The sequence below is a fragment of the Lewinellaceae bacterium genome (assembly GCA_020636105.1).
GTDB lineage: Bacteria > Bacteroidota > Bacteroidia > Chitinophagales > Saprospiraceae > BCD1.
The window spans coordinates 4,127,518-4,141,120 of the sequence record JACJYL010000001.1 but is presented as its reverse complement, the minus strand read 5'-3'; the positions used below and the strand labels follow the sequence as shown (position 1 = coordinate 4,141,120).

Genomic DNA, 13,603 nt, shown 5'->3' with positions numbered 1-13,603 from the left:
AACTGCATAAATGATGACTAACCCGTACCCACATTTACTGGCTCCCCTGAATCTGGGATTTACGCAATTGGACAACCGTGTCCTGATGGGGTCCATGCATACCGGATTAGAAGAAGTAAAAGGCGGTTTTAATAAAATGGCCGCTTATTTTGCCGAACGGGCAAAAGGTGGCGTCGGCCTGATCGTAACCGGGGGCATTGCCCCGAACCGGGCCGGATGGGTGGCACCGTTTTCCGCGCGACTGGCTTCCTCCTCCCAGGCACGAAAACACCTTGTCGTCACCAAAGCGGTTCACGATGAAGGCGGGAAAATATGTATGCAGATATTGCACTCCGGCAGATACGGTTACCATCCTCTGGCAGTTTCCCCGTCCGGGATTAAGTCGCCCATTTCACCTTTTAAACCATGGGCATTAAGTGCCCGGGGAGTGGAAAACACCATCAGCGATTTTGTCCGCAGTGCGGTGCTTGCGAAAGAGGCCGGGTATGACGGCGTTGAGATCATGGGCTCTGAAGGTTACTTGATCAACCAGTTTATCGTAAAAAAAACAAACCAGCGAAAAGATAAATGGGGAGGGGATTATGAAAGCCGCATTCAATTTCCATTGGAAATTGTGAGGAGGACGAGACAAGCCGTCGGGGATGATTTTATCATCATTTACCGCCTGTCGATGCTGGATCTTGTTCCAGGAGGTAGTACCTGGGAGGAAGTGGTTTTTCTCGCGAAAGCCATAGAAAAAGCCGGGGCCACTATTATCAATACAGGCATCGGGTGGCACGAGGCACGCGTACCGACTATCGCCACGATGGTCCCAAGAGGCGGATTCAGCTGGGTGACTAAAAAAATGATGGGGGAAGTGAATATTCCACTGATCACCACCAATCGAATCAATACCCCTGAACTGGCTGAAAAAATTCTTGCGGACGGGCATGCCGATATGGTTTCCATGGCCAGGCCCTTTCTTGCCGACCCCGATTTTGTCAATAAAGCTAAAGCCAACAAATCTGAAACCATCAATACCTGCATCGCCTGCAACCAGGCCTGCCTGGATCATGTGTTTAAAAATACCCGGGCAACCTGCCTGGTGAATCCGAGAGCCTGTTACGAAACGGAACTCAATTACTTACCCGCCAAACAGCCGAAAAAGCTGGCGGTGGTCGGCGCTGGACCGGCAGGCCTGACTTTTGCCACCCTGGCCGCTGAACGGGGGCATGTGGTGCATTTGTATGAGGCCGCCTCCGAAATAGGCGGGCAACTCAATCTGGCCAAACAGGTGCCGGGTAAGGAAGAATTCCATGAGACTATTAGATACTTCAATTCACGGATAAAAACCACCAGGGTTCACCTTCATTTAAATACCAGGTTTGAAAAAGCAGTTTATGATCAAATCGGCTTTGATGAAGTCATCCTCGCGACGGGCATTTTGCCGAGGAAAGTGCAGATCGAAGGCATCCACGATAAAAAGGTATGCACTTATATCGATATCCTTTCCGGAAAGGTCGAAGCCGGCTCTCGCGTTGCGATCATCGGGGCGGGCGGCATTGGTTTTGATGTGGCAGAATTTTTGTCGCACGAGGGCGAATCTCCAAGCCTTCATACTGAAGCTTTCATGAAGGAATGGGGCGTGGATATGGATTACAAAACAGGAGGAGCTCTACAGGAAATCCAACAGGAACCATCCCCCAGGCAAATTTGGATGATGCAGCGGTCCAAGGGTAAGGTCGGTGCAGGATTGGGTAAAACCACCGGATGGATCCACCGGGCAGCGCTGAAGCATAAAAATGTAAAAATGATGGCGCAGGTGGTTTATGAACGCATTGATGATGAAGGGTTGCATATTTCAAGTAATGGTAAATCATCCGTTTTGGAAGTGGACACCATTGTCATCTGTGCGGGACAGGTATCTTTTACGGACCTTCATAACCAGCTTGAACATGAAGGCGTAAAAACTCATCTTATTGGCGGTGCTTTTGAGGCCAGGGAGATTGATGCCAAACGGGCCATCCGCCAGGCTGCGGAACTTGCAGCAGAGATTTGATTGAAAATTGTTGATTCAAAAACCAAGATAAATAGCGCGTAACTCATGTCAGCAATAAAATTAACAGAAAAAGAAGAAAAAAGAATCTGGTCATTTCTCGAAGACCAGACCGTATTAAATTTTGCTACCTCAGCTAATGATATTCCCTGGTGCGCCAGTTGCTATTATGCTTTTGATGAAAAAATGAAAACCCTTGTTTTTAAAACAGATAATGACAGCCGCCATATGCAGGAAGCCTTGAACCAGGAGTTTGTCGCCGGCACGGTTTTGCCGGATAAACAGAAAACCGGCGTCGTCAAAGGCATTCAATTCCAGGGTAAAATGGTCACTGAAGATGAATCCATCCTCGAAAGGGCCAAAAAGAAATATTATAAAAAATTTCCTTTCGCCAAAGTAATGGAAGGGGAAATAGCCGTGGTTGAATTGACCCTGGTCAAGTTAACGGATAATAAGCTTGGGTTTGGGAAAAAGTTGCTTTGGGAAAGAGTGTAATTTTTTTCAATAACCAGAGGCGCTCTTTTGGGATTTTATTCAATCAATTCATACAAAGCTTCCACTGCCGCGGTAGCCTTTTTCCGGGCAATGGAATCCCTCGTTTCCTGGCTTCTTAAATCGAAAATGCCAAACTCCCCGTGATGGGTCATGGTGTGCCCAATATTTAGGGTGTCTCCGTTATTCAGTCCGCAATACATATCCAGGAAATAGTTTTTGCTTCCCCTGAAAGTGTCGTCGTAATAAGTGAATTTAAACCATCGGATGGAGTCAAATGGAACGATTTGTTTTTGCTGAGGAATAGGGGTCTGAAAGAAATACAAAACCTGTTTGAATTCGGTGATTTCCATTTGCCGATCCGGTTTATTTAAAACGATCTTGTTATAGGGAACAAAGATGCCTGTAAAAATGAAGTAGAACGCCAACCCCCAAAAAACGCCGGGGATCACGGTACTCAATCGTTTGTCTTTTACGGCATCTGAGGCCTTTAGCTGAAAAAGAGCGAGGATTCCGTAAGTTATGCCGGTAATAATGGCTGTGACGATAAAACCTGTCAGGAACCGGGCCCATAGCGATCCCATGGGCAGGGTCAGGTAAAATTTTTGAAATAGAAAATAATCATTGTGGAACAGGGCAAGGGCGCGTCCGTTGTCATCCGCGATGAGCCAGTCCTTCACCGTATTGAGTAAGAAAATAATAATGTTGACGGCCACAATGATGCCCATAAACTTCAATAGGCAGCCCAAATTACTGCCTGATCCTGTTTTCTTTTCTTCTGTCATACCTTTTGTCCCTTCACGGAAAGGGTTTTAGCTTCAAACAGAGACTATTCGTCTATCAAGGTTTTTGCAAAATTTTTTACACACCTATGATAAATACAACAAATATACAGTATATGATCATAAATTATTCAAAATGAATTAACCATGGGCCCGAAAATTTTCATTACAGGAACAAAATAGCCCCGGAATTCCCTTAAAATCTGTATTCAGGGCTTAAATACTTGTTTTATCCACTCTTTTCCTTTAATTTTAGAACACAATTTTTACGCTTACTGCTTAACATTTTGCTCCCTTAAAGTTCTTTCGACCGATACCCGAACTCAATCACTTTGCTGCTTTTTTCAATCACGGGGTGTGTCCGGTAAACATTAATTTTCGATCCAGGACGAATCGCTGTGAAGTTTTGCCACAATTCTTTCACCTAAAGCAGTCCATATTATGAGAGCCATTCAAAAAAATTCACTGTTTTTTTTGTGCATAGTGCTTTTTCCATTATCCTCTCTTTTCAGCCAGGAAGTAAAAGTCATAAGTGTTATTGGAAAGGGACGAACAACAGGTCATATTGTAACGATCACCGCATCCAATTTTGGGAAAAAACCGATTGCGATCAAACCACAGGTATTTTATATTCCTTCGGATCGAAAATATCAAAGTTACGTGGGAATTATTCCCGGAGGAACCATAATCCAACCCGGGCAAACGGTTTCCATTTATGTTGATGGAACCTGTACCGATCCGCATACGCCTCCAATTACGGAAGGAGAAGATGTGGTTCCTATTGCTTCCTGGGTTCCTGTGGAGGATCCTGGCATTTCGACGTATATTTCAGATCCCCCTGGACCGGGCATTGAACAGGTGCCTCTCCTTACCCAGGATCCTGTGCCGTTATTTGAGCCCTCACAAATTGGCAATATTATTGCCTCAGAGGGATTTACCCAGGAAAATTTTAATCCCCAAAATGAAATAACCTGCACTTTTCCGGGCACTGATATTCCGATGAGCGGGTATATCGATCCGGGGAAAGATCCTGCGACGCTCGCTCCAATGATCGTAAGGGCCGTTATGGTCATCAAGGAGGCGACCATCCGTGTGCAGGAAAATCCTGCTTTTGTCACTCCTTTTTCAAGGGATTCTGTCAGGGAAAACCAGGCATTGGAACAGCAGGCTACCTGGGTATTTATGGGAGCCGCCACCGGCACCGGTTATTCAAAAGAAGATTTTTCAACAGTGGTGTATAACCAGTTTGAGAATAATACAGGAAAATCAGTGGATCAATTGCCAGAAGAACAAAAAGAGAAGGTGGATTCAGGGGTGGATGATTTTTGGGATTCCTTTATGGCAGTAGGCGTTGAGGCTAAAGTGATTAAGGTAAAAACGGAAGAAGAAGAAACCTCTGGAGAAACAGACGTTGTTCCCGAAAAAGAAACCACCCCTGAGGGAGAAACCGGACCTGAAGAGGTGAAAGATGAATCACCCTGTACAGTAGAAGTCGGGTTCCGGGCCAACCCTCCTTACGACCTCGATATGAAAATTGCCGATGAATGGGGGACTCCCGAAGAGCGCCAGTCTATCATCGATACCATCACCAGCCAGATCGGTCGGGATGTTCATTTCAACGGCGACAGTGCTTTTGATGCATACGATATCAGTCATAATCCCACGAGCGCCGTTGCCTTTTGGAAAACCATCAATATCGGGGGATTCGCCTCTGCCTATGCCAATGCCGTTTTCAGGAGAGAAGACGGTAGTTGGGAACGGGTGGGTGGTACAGAATTGCTTTCCGTTTCGGCCAATGGACGAAGTGATTTTACCATGACCTATCATCCCGGGGACCATTGTTCATCCTTTGTGGTCGGTGTCTCCGTGGCAAGGGTGAGGGCCTCTTCACGGGCCTTTGACGCCATGGCCGGGAATGAACTGGGCGAGAACGATCAGGATCAGCTCTATTTTTTAAGAACCACTACTTTTTTTGGAAAGCTGGCCCTCAAATACCTGGTCGAATGTGGTACCGGGAGAACCAGTCAGTCTTTTGGGCAGTATTTGCGGGATGCCATCAAGGATGAAGTGGAGGGTGCTGTTAAGGAAGCCATCATAGAAGAGGTGGAATCCCTGGCCAGGAATTTTCTAAATGATATGCTGGACAAAATGGGGCTGGACGTTAGCATTGAAGACCTTCCGACTTTCGAATTTCCGGATTTTGGAGATTTGTGTGAAGAATTCTTAGGGTTTAATCCGCTGGAACCAGTCGAAGAATATTTTGCTTTTGTTGAAAAAGGCATAGAATCCTTTTTCAATAGCTTTTTCTGGTCCAATACTTATGCCACCGCCAATGGTGCCCTCGTGATCAGAGTTGGATCAAATACAGGCTCGGCAAGGGTGAATACACGGGTTTTATATACCCGCGAAGCGCAGGAGGATACCGACGAGGCCATGTCGGGAACGGGAGAAGATTGTAAGGAGGTTATCGTTTCGGACGTAAAACCCAACTCACTCACCATAACCACCAACGGTTTTTCGGATATGACCGCCCAGGCAGCCAGGGTATTGCTTTTCGGGAACGGGAATGCGAGCGCTTATCTTGAGAGCATGCAGGTGCAGGTGTTGGTCGGGGTTTGTATTTGTCCGGATGGAAAAATACATTTTGAAGTAGTCAGTAACAACGGCTGGTACACCAGAGATCTGAATCCGCTCATTGGGACAGATGCCAATCAGATGGCAGATGATCTCACCAGGTTTTTACAGGGAAAAATAAAATCGAGAGAAATCAATGCGGCGACGTCCAGTGGAACATGGAAAGATACGGTAGAAGGTTACGTTCGGGACTGGGCAGGATCACACCGGTACAACTGGACCAGCTGCGATTAAATTCAGATGCTTTGGAAAGGGAAATTATTGTGGATCGCTCACCAACCAACCGTTTTAAAATGAGACTATTTTACCTGACAATACTCTTTTATTTCATTGGCTTTTCCTACTTAAATGGCCAGTTTATATCCTCAAATACAGGCTTTATCGGCATGGCTCCAAATAAGAATTGGATGGCGGAGGGTACCAACAGATCAGATACCATTCCCCCTCCCTGGGATCATATTTATCTAACAGGGGCCATGGCAAAGATCGTTTATTGGGAGTATCCACAGCATAAATTCCCATGGCTTCCCGTGGGGGGCGCAGTGACCGCCGGCGGGGTGATCACTTATTTTCTGCTGAGGGAAAAACCCACTACTACTCCCCAACTTTCAGTCACCGATGATTTTATAGACATTTCCTGTGACGGAAGCGGGGCGATCGATGTATTGTTAAATGATTCCGGGGAAGGCATTTCCATACAATCGGTCTCTCTCGTTACGGTTGCAGAAGTTACGTTTAATGCCTCTACTGTATTTGTTGATCATTTAACCACTACTTCAGGTTTTGAAATTCAGGTTACAGTGACTGATAAGTTTGGACAGACGGCCACCAGTACCCTTATGATCCAGGTGACTACGCCTGTGATCCAGGCTGTGGATGATGTTTTTGAAACGCCTTTTGGGCAGCCACTTGCAGCAAATATTCTGACGGATGATGTGGGGCAAAATATTACCGTTACAAATTACAGTCAGCCTGATGGTGGAACGGTAGTGGTGGAGGCAAACGGAACATTTTCGTTCACTCCTACCGAGGGGTTTCAAGGCATTACCACTTTTGGTTATACAATTTCGGGACCGTGTGACCAAACGTCAATGGGAATAGTAACGATAACAGTGTTACCCCCCGGATGCGATTTTACGGTTACTACCAGCACCACTCCCGCCCATTGCGGCGAAGCCGATGGCACCGCGACGATCACGGTCGACCCGGCGGGAGCTTACTCATATGCATGGTCGAATGGTGCGAGTGGTGCGATAGAAAACCTTGAGCCGGGCACTTATATCGTCACGGTGACGAGCGCGGATGGCTTTTGCATGCAAACCTACACGCTGACCATAGCCGAACTTCCGGCTCAGATGGAAGCGACGTTTGAAACGACCCCATCGAATTGCGGACTGGACAACGGGGCCATTAACACGAGTATACTACCGGAAGGGGCGTATGATTATGAGTGGTCGAATGGCAGTATGACTCAAAACCTGCAGAACCTTAGCGCGGGAAGTTATTCCCTGACCCTGACGAATACTTCCGGTTGTACGGGCGTTTTTTCAGCCAGTGTAGGAATGATCGCAAACAGTTATCTGGAAAACATTACGACCAGCCCGGGCAACTGTGAGGGCGGTGGGGAGATCAGCCTCACCCTTTCCACCCCCGGCACCGGTATGATCGTGGTGGAAGTGACGGGTCCGGAAGGGCTGACAGCCCTTTCGCTTTCGCCGGGCCCCCACGACCTGTCGTCGTCGTTGAACATTCCGTCCGGGGATTATTCCTTCACAATATACGATGAGCAGGCGGGTCCTGATTGCAGCGAAACGGCAACGGCGACCGTGGCAGACAACACCCAGGAGATCCTGGCTGTGGATGATGATTATCAAACGCCATACGGAACCCCCTTCACCGCAAATGTGCTGACAAACGATAGCGGAGAAAACCTCAGTGTTTCGGGTTTTACCCAACCTGACGGAGGGATGGTTTCGATAACGGAGCAGGGAGACTTGTCCTTTGTGCCGGAAGAAGGTTTTTCAGGCCAAGCCACATTCAATTATACCTTATCGGGTATTTGTGACCAAACAGTTATGGGAACGGTAACGATAACAGTGTTACCTCCCGGTTGCGATTTTACAGTTACTCCTGGCACCACTCCCGCCCATTGCGGCGAAGCCGATGGCACAGCGACGATCACGGTCGATCCGGCGGGGGCTTACACTTATATGTGGTCGAATGGCGGGAGTAGTGCTTCCGAAACCCTTGGTTCGGGCACTTATACAGTCACAGTCACGAGCCCGGATGGATTTTGCATGCAAACCTTTTCGATTACGGTGGAAGAACTGCCGGCTCCCATCGAAGCTTCCTTTGAAACGATACCCTCCAATTGTGGGCTGGAAAACGGAATCATCGCTACCAGTGTACTGCCGGAAGGCAGTTATGAGTTCGTTTGGTCAGAAGGGAGTACTACCCAAAATGTTCAAAACCTGGCTGTGGGGGATTATTCCGTGACCCTGACAAATGAACAAGGCTGTACAGCTACCTTTTCGACCACCGTTGGTCAAATCGACAATACCTACCTTGAAAGCCTGAGCACAAGCCCGGGCAATTGCGAGGGAGGAGGCCATATCAACCTCACATTATCTACGCCGGGAACCGGTATGATCGCCGTTGAAATCACGGCGCCGGAAGGAACCACCCAGCTTTCCCTTTCTCCGGGTTCTTATGATCTTTCTTCCTTCATGAATATTCCTTCCGGGGATTATTCCATTACCCTGTTTGACGAACAGGCGGGGCCAGATTGTAGTGAAACCGTGGAGACGACGGTGCCGGACAATACCCAGACCATTACCGCCACGGATGACACCTACCAAACGGCTTATGGAACGCCGTTGAGTGCGAATGTGCTGACAAACGATATCGGGGAAAACCTCAGTGTTACGGGTTTTACCCAACCTGACGGAGGAATGGTTTCGATAACGGAGCAGGGATTGCTCACCTTTGTCCCTTTGGAATCTTTTTCGGGGATAACGATTTTTTCTTATACGCTAACCGGCATGTGTGGTCAAACGACCACGGGGATTGTTACGATAACCGTTTTGCCACCAGATTGTAATTTTATGGTGAGTACAACAACCACGCCTGCCCATTGCGGGGAGACGGATGGCATGGCGACGCTTACTGTCGATCCGTCGGGGGCTTACACGTATATGTGGTCGAATGGCGGGAGTAGTGCTTCCGAAACCCTTGGTTCGGGCACTTATACAGTCACAGTCACGAGCCCGGATGGATTTTGCATGCAAACCTTTTCGATTACGGTGGAAGAACTGCCGGCTCCCATCGAAGCTTCCTTTGAAACGACACCCGCCAATTGTGGGCTGGAAAACGGAATCATCGCTACCAGTGTACTGCCGGAAGGCAGTTATGAGTTCGTTTGGTCAGAAGGGAGTACTACCCAAAATGTTCAAAACCTTGCTGCCGGGGATTATTCCGTGACCCTGACGAATGAACAAGGCTGTACGGCTACCTTTTCGACCACCGTTGGTCAAATCGACAATACCTACCTTGAAAGCCTGAGCACAAGCCCGGGCAATTGCGAGGGAGGAGGCCATATCAACCTCACATTATCTACGCCGGGAACCGGTATGATCGCCGTTGAAATCACGGCGCCGGAAGGAACCACCGAGCTTTCCCTTTCTCCGGGTTCTTATGATCTTTCTTCCTTCATGAATATTCCTTCCGGGGATTATTCCATTACCCTGTTTGACGAACAGGCGGGGCCAGATTGTAGTGAAACCGTGGAGACGACGGTGCCGGACAATACCCAGACCATTACCGCCACGGATGACACCTACCAAACGGCTTATGGAACGCCGTTGAGTGCGAATGTGCTGACAAACGATATCGGGGAAAACCTCAGTGTTACGGGTTTTTCCCAACCGGACGGAGGAATGGTTTCGATAACGGAGCAGGGATTGATGACCTTTGTTCCTTTGGAATCTTTTTCGGGAATAACGATTTTTTCTTATACGCTAACCGGCATGTGTGGTCAAACGACCACGGGGATTGTTACGATAAGCGTTTTGCCACCAGATTGCAATTTTATGGTGAGTACTACAACTACGTCTGCCCATTGCGGCGAGGCGGATGGCACGGCCACCCTTACTGTCGATCCGGCGGGGGCTTACACGTATATGTGGTCGAATGGCGGGAGTAGTGCTTCCGAAACCCTTGGTTCGGGCACTTATACGGTGACGGTAACCAGCCCCGATGGATTTTGTGTACAGGAAATCAACCTGACCGTTGATGAATTGCCGCCCCTTTTCGATGCGACTTTTGAGACCGTAGCGGCCAGTTGTGGGGTGGCCGATGGCATGGCAACAATATCGGTTCAGCCCGATGGCATGTATGATATATTATGGTCTAATGGTAATGTTGGAGCGATAGCTGAAAATCTTTCAGAGGGAACCTATTCAACTACTGTCAGCGATGAGAACGGGTGTATGAAAACCTATGAGGTGTCCGTGGCGGCCGATCCGGCAGCATACGTTTTTACTGCCAGCTCTATCCCGGGAAATTGTCTTGGGGAAGGAGCCGGAATTATGGTGATTCTTCAAACGCCGGGGGTGGGTCCGATGCAGATTGAAGCAACAGGCCCTTCAGGAACTTTTATGATTATGGTGCCTCCGGGAACAGTGAACCTTCAGGATCATTTCACTGTAATTCCTGGCGACTGGCAGTTAACGGTTATCGATCAAAGTATTGGGGGCGATTGCCAGGAACAGATCCTGGTGACGGTGGGTGACAATACGACTTTTAACCTGGCCGATGACGCTTTTCAATCCTTCTGTGGCCAGGTGTTATCAGGGAATTTGATCGATAACGATGATGGAACCCAATTATCGGTTACTGATTTTACCGCTCCCGGGTCTGGCCAGTTGGAAGTAACGGCAGAGGGCGATTTCACCTTTGAACCCGCAGTGGGTTTTACGGGTCAGATTTCTTTTGAATACACGGCGGAGGATGCCTGCGGAAACACAGGAACGGCTATGGCTATATTGGAAATTTTGGCAGGGCCTTGTACATTTGAAGCTACTTTTGTTACCACTTCCGCGGATTGCGGGGTAGCAAACGGTTCCATAGAGGTTTCCGTTAATGAACCGGGATCTTTTACTTATGAATGGAGCAACGGGGATTCGGGGCCTGTACTTTCTCTCGTGGCCGCGGGAACCTATGAAGTGACCATTACTCATCCCAATGGCTGTTGTATTCAAACGTTTTCCGTTGACCTGGATCAAAACCCGGCCATGTTCGTAAGTAATGTTGTCGTTACACAGCCACAATGCGGTCTGGGCGCAGAAATACAATTTGACTTTTCATCCGTCAGTCCGGGGCCATGGTCCATGGATGTAATTCATCCGGGGGGAGAAATGATCTTTTCCATTGTGCCGGGCACCATTCAGCTGTCGCCCCTCCTTGTGCTGGCGGAAGGAATGTATAGTGTTACCGTAATCGATGAATCGGCAGGCGTGGATTGTACCGATGGTTTTGAAGCGGTCATTCAAAGCTCCAGTGCATTGGAAATAGCATTGGATGGGATTGTTCCGCCCTCCGGTCCCACGGCTGATGACGGAATGATAATCATTGCGGTTTCTTCTCCCACCAACTCCCCTTATACCATAATGGTTAATGAAGTATTTTGGGGAGTGACTTCTCAATTGCTGGTTTCCATGGATGGATTTGGTGTGGGATTTTACAATATCCAGTTTGTGGATTCGAATGGTTGTTTATCGAATGTGCTTTCGGTAGAAGTGCCTGTTTCGGGCGAAATACAAATGAGTGTAAGTATGACGAATAGCCAAAATCATCAGATGCGTCCTGAATTTCCGGCACCCCCCTCCTATTTTGGCCCCGCAGTGTATGTGGCGATTCCTTACCGGGTTTTTAACCTAAAAAATGAATTTCGGGTAGGGTTTGTTACCCGTTGGCAACCTGAACAATCGTTTTTGCCATTAGGTGTGCGGATGGAACATTTTTCCGAACTGATCAGATGGCAAAAAAAGCAATGGACGCTTTCGGTTTATCCCGGCGTTCATATTGATTTTAATGGAGAAATAATCCATCCGGGATGGAATCTAAACAGTAAAGTTAGTTGGGGTAATCATAAATTGGGAAGACTGGATATGAATCTTGGGGTCAGGAGTAATCTTTTTTTGGAACAATTAAATATAGACTTTGGGGTTTCCGTTCCGTTAAAGCCTATGAACCATTGGATTGTGCTAAGAAACATCCTGAACCACTAACGGTAAGCCCATTCTGCCCATATCATTGAAGAATCGTTCAGGTTCCACAACATTGGACTGGAACCACAGACCGGGTTTACGTATGGCTCCGTCAAGGTATTGTAAAAGACAGGCCACTACAGGCACTGCCGTTAAAACATATTCATCTTCATGGGTAAGCGACAGTTGAATATGTTTCGGCTTCCCTTCCTTCAAACCGCTGCAATCAGCAACCAGTTTGACTCCATAGGGCGGTTTGCCGAATTTCAATCCAAACTGAAACAGTTTGATAAATGGATCTGCGAATCTTTCCGGGAAGATTTTGATTCCAAACATAATGACCGGTAACAAAAGGTAATCCAGGATCGGGTTGAAACCGCTGACATAAAACCCGGTTTCTTTCAACTCTGGAATTTCTTCCGGCAATGACCTTAGTTCTTCCAGAAACATCGGGGCACAATACAGCTTGCCAAGTGGTGGTCCGAAATCAAAACCAGGGGGCATGGCGAAGTAGCTCATCTTTTTCCAGCGGCCGTTTTTCAAAAACAGCATTTGGTAGTATTTAAATTCGTCCACCAATTCATCCAGGGTACCTTCAGATGCATCTATAGCTGCCCAGTCCACTTTTAATCCTCCATAAACATTGGCTTTTTCAAGGCTGTCAAACATCCCTGCAGCATACCTTAACAGTGCAGCAGGAACGCCGGGATGAAAACCCCCGTCAGTAATGAAACAATGACCGGAAGCTTCAATCTTATCTTTAAGGGAGAATAAAACATCCAGTTTGACTGGTGACGAAAGTTGCAGATCGAAATAATCAATGCCGGCATTCAGTACTTCTTCCACAACCAATTGGGTATGCTTCATAGTACCGGAAGCCATCACTACAAGACTGGCTTTTGACAGGGCATCACGGAAGATTTGTCGGTCTGCAACATCGACTTGCACCGGCGACGTTCTTTGCCCCGGGAACAATTGATTTAATTCGTCCGCTGCCTTTTGTGCCTTTTCGAAATGCCTCCCGGCAATAATAATGGCAACATCATGAGTTTCCTGCAGCAAGTATTTTGAGATAAGAAAACCGGCATTGCCGTAACCGCCAAGGATGAGGATGCTTTTTTTCATGATAAATAAATTTAGCGGTGGGAAGACTGTTCAAAGGTCTATTCATCAATTATGGCGTTGCACAAATATACAACTTATGATACAGAAAAATCGCAACAGGGGGTTCTTTATGGTTTAAACGTCGAAGTCAGAATAGTTTAACAACGGCACCTTACTGGACTTAAGTGGCCAGAAAAAAATATTGAGCGTAAACTTATCCGAACCTATCTGGTTTTACAAAAAAGGTAATAAAACAATAATTAAATAAGTTGCTCCTATTAAGGGGCTGA

Annotated in this window: 6 protein-coding genes; 4 read left to right on the top strand and 2 right to left on the bottom strand. The window is 47.4% G+C overall.

What is annotated here, in order from left to right:
• The first annotated feature begins 13 nt into the window (after nt 1-13).
• Nucleotides 14-2,038, top strand: a complete 2,025-nt coding sequence (locus tag H6571_15450) for an NADPH-dependent 2,4-dienoyl-CoA reductase (protein MCB9325135.1) — start codon at nt 14-16, stop codon at nt 2,036-2,038.
• A gap of 45 nt (nt 2,039-2,083) precedes the next feature.
• The gene (locus tag H6571_15445; protein ID MCB9325134.1) at nt 2,084-2,530 is read left to right on the top strand and encodes a hypothetical protein; all 447 of its coding nucleotides are present in this window, start codon (nt 2,084-2,086) and stop codon (nt 2,528-2,530) included.
• 35 nt (nt 2,531-2,565) lie between these two features.
• Here H6571_15445 and H6571_15440 read toward each other — a convergent pair whose 3' ends face one another.
• Entirely contained in the window at nt 2,566-3,312 is a 747-nt protein-coding gene (locus H6571_15440) for a hypothetical protein (protein ID MCB9325133.1), read from the bottom strand.
• A 438-nt stretch (nt 3,313-3,750) separates the two neighbouring features.
• Between H6571_15440 and H6571_15435 the strand changes: the two genes are divergently transcribed.
• Together H6571_15435 and H6571_15430 are read left to right on the top strand one after the other, a co-directional pair.
• Nucleotides 3,751-6,177 (top strand): hypothetical protein, encoded by a 2,427-nt coding sequence (locus H6571_15435; protein MCB9325132.1) that lies wholly within the window; start codon nt 3,751-3,753, stop codon nt 6,175-6,177.
• A 152-nt stretch (nt 6,178-6,329) separates the two neighbouring features.
• Nucleotides 6,330-12,230, top strand: coding sequence for a cadherin-like domain-containing protein (locus H6571_15430; GenBank protein ID MCB9325131.1), 5,901 nt, complete (start codon nt 6,330-6,332; stop codon nt 12,228-12,230).
• On the opposite strand, the gene H6571_15425 is transcribed toward H6571_15430, so the two are convergent.
• Nucleotides 12,207-13,334: a saccharopine dehydrogenase NADP-binding domain-containing protein gene (locus H6571_15425; GenBank protein ID MCB9325130.1), complete on the bottom strand. Its 1,128-nt coding sequence runs from the start codon at nt 13,332-13,334 to the stop codon at nt 12,207-12,209. The genes H6571_15430 and H6571_15425 overlap by 24 nt on opposite strands.
• Nucleotides 13,335-13,603: the final 269 nt, after the last annotated feature.

What these genes read in the sequence shown, in the direction of transcription:
- H6571_15450 (MCB9325135.1), top strand. Translation starts at nt 14, where the DNA reads ATGACTAACCCGTACCCACATTTACTGGCTCCCCTGAATCTGGGATTT.
- H6571_15445 (MCB9325134.1), top strand. Translation starts at nt 2,084, where the DNA reads ATGTCAGCAATAAAATTAACAGAAAAAGAAGAAAAAAGAATCTGGTCA.
- H6571_15440 (MCB9325133.1), bottom strand. Translation starts at nt 3,312, where the DNA reads ATGACAGAAGAAAAGAAAACAGGATCAGGCAGTAATTTGGGCTGCCTA.
- H6571_15435 (MCB9325132.1), top strand. Translation starts at nt 3,751, where the DNA reads ATGAGAGCCATTCAAAAAAATTCACTGTTTTTTTTGTGCATAGTGCTT.
- H6571_15430 (MCB9325131.1), top strand. Translation starts at nt 6,330, where the DNA reads ATGGCTCCAAATAAGAATTGGATGGCGGAGGGTACCAACAGATCAGAT.
- H6571_15425 (MCB9325130.1), bottom strand. Translation starts at nt 13,334, where the DNA reads ATGAAAAAAAGCATCCTCATCCTTGGCGGTTACGGCAATGCCGGTTTT.